General features: G+C 59.9%; 1 protein-coding gene and 2 pseudogenes. All 3 read left to right on the forward strand.

Annotated features, from left to right (window positions below; genetic code table 11):
* Positions 1-360: pseudogene (locus X733_RS1000000170470) on the forward strand (hypothetical protein); the annotation flags it as partial.
* A 544-nt stretch (positions 361-904) separates the two neighbouring features.
* A pseudogene (locus X733_RS1000000171580) lies at positions 905-1,167 on the forward strand (type II toxin-antitoxin system ParD family antitoxin).
* 14 nt (positions 1,168-1,181) lie between these two features.
* Complete coding sequence (locus X733_RS00010; protein WP_023820468.1) at positions 1,182-1,490, forward strand: type II toxin-antitoxin system RelE/ParE family toxin; 309 nt, start codon at positions 1,182-1,184, stop codon at positions 1,488-1,490.
* The last annotated feature ends 257 nt before the right edge of the window (positions 1,491-1,747 follow it).

Here is a 1,747-nt window from a genome sequence, read left to right on the forward strand (position 1 = left end):
CGCGCAATGCCCGCCACTGCCTATTCGGCGATCCACGGCCGCGACATTCGCACGCTCAAGCAGTGCCCGCCCGTTATCGATGCGATGACCTATGGCTTCATGATCCTCCTGCCGTGCGACGTCGTCGTCGACAAAGGGACCTTTTCCTGGGACTGGCAGATTCCAGACCCGGTCACTGAGAACCACCCCCGAGCGCCTTTGAGCTTCCACACGCCGGGGCAGCTCGCCGGCAGCCCGTTTGCCACTCCCGGTCAAGCCGCTATCAAATTCAACAGCTTCTGGACCATACAGATCGAGACGGCTGGTCGCTCTTCGCGACGCATCCGGTCAATCGCGAGGATCTTCCCTTCAGGCTGGTGACTGGCCTGGTGGATTCCGACCGGTTCAGCGATGGGGGCATCAATTTCCCGGCGATCTGGACGGAGCCCGGATTCTCTGGCGTGCTCAGGAAAGGAACTCCAGTCACGCCAATATCTCGTATGCCGTCTTCTGCTTGAAANCCTGTCCCCGCAACCAACATCAAAAACAGCCCGCTTCACGCGGGCTTTTTGCGTTCGGACCGTGATCGATGGCGATTTTAACCTGCATCGGGGGCCCGCAATCAGGCGAAGCCGACGCCGTGGGACGGAAAAGCCAAATCATGGCCCCAATCAATTCAAAGCCCGCAGCTCGCAGGCCCTTTTGTATTCGGCACCTTGCCCACGCGAAGCCGGTTGGCTCCCGGCTCTGTCAGCGCGGCAACCGCCACGCGCCGGTGCGATCGTGACCGGACGCTTTGGACCCTGCAAAACCAGGCGACGAACCATTCTCTCGCCATCAGATCTTGGAAAACGAACCGTGATCGTGCGCTTCCAATCATTGTTACCGGGCTTTGACCGGCGCCATAATCTTCCAGGAGGGTGCCGTGCCCGACTACGCTCTGAACGACCACTATGAGAGCTTCAGGAAGCAGCTCGAATCAGGCCGCTACAACAGTGCAGTGAGATTGTTCGCGCCGGCCTGCGTACGCTCGAGGATTTCGAGGCGGAGCGGCAGAGATGGCTGCGCGAGGAGGTTCCGGCGCGCCTGACCGAGCTCCGGCAGGATCCGGCTAAGGGCATCCCTGTCGAGACAGTTTTTTCGCGACTCGAGGCGCGTCATCACGCGAAGCAGGCGAAAGCCAAATAGGCACAAAGTAGCCTATGGAGCACCGCATTGTCTTTCACCCCAAGGCGGAAACTGAACTCGACCAGCTCTATGACGACATAGCGACCCGTGCGTCGCCGGCGATCGCTTGGAATTTCGTTGTCGGCATCCGCGACGATTTCCTGAGCGTGTCGACTTTTCCACAGTGCGGCACAGCGGGTCGAGATCATGCCTCGTCCGCGGATCATCGGCTGGCGACGTGCCGTCAGCATTGCTTTCGCAGTCGATGCCGAACGGGTCTGGTCCTGGGTATCTTTTTCGCCGGCAGCAACATCACGGCGGAATTGCTGGAAGGCCGGCTCTGAAGCGCTGCTTAGGCTGGCGTGGGGATCGACACTCGCCAGGAGGCGATCCTCAGGCCGATGGTACGCATCTGCCGCCGAGGGGTGGGAGCTTGGTGGAAGAGTGAACCGCAGCGGAACACCACTCACAAATTTCAGCCAAGCCAGCTCACGAATTTCCGCCCCGCGGATATCTCCACGAGAAATCGAAAAAACATCGTCGATGACTGTTGACAGTTCTGGTTGGTGGCGACTATATACGCCTCACGAACGAGGGCGGT

This window comes from Mesorhizobium sp. L2C066B000 (assembly GCF_000502335.1).
Taxonomy (GTDB): Bacteria; Pseudomonadota; Alphaproteobacteria; order Rhizobiales; family Rhizobiaceae; genus Mesorhizobium.

Excerpts from the sequence above, each read along its gene's own strand:
- X733_RS00010 (WP_023820468.1), top strand. The coding sequence starts at position 1,182 with ATGGAGCACCGCATTGTCTTTCACCCCAAGGCGGAAACTGAACTCGAC.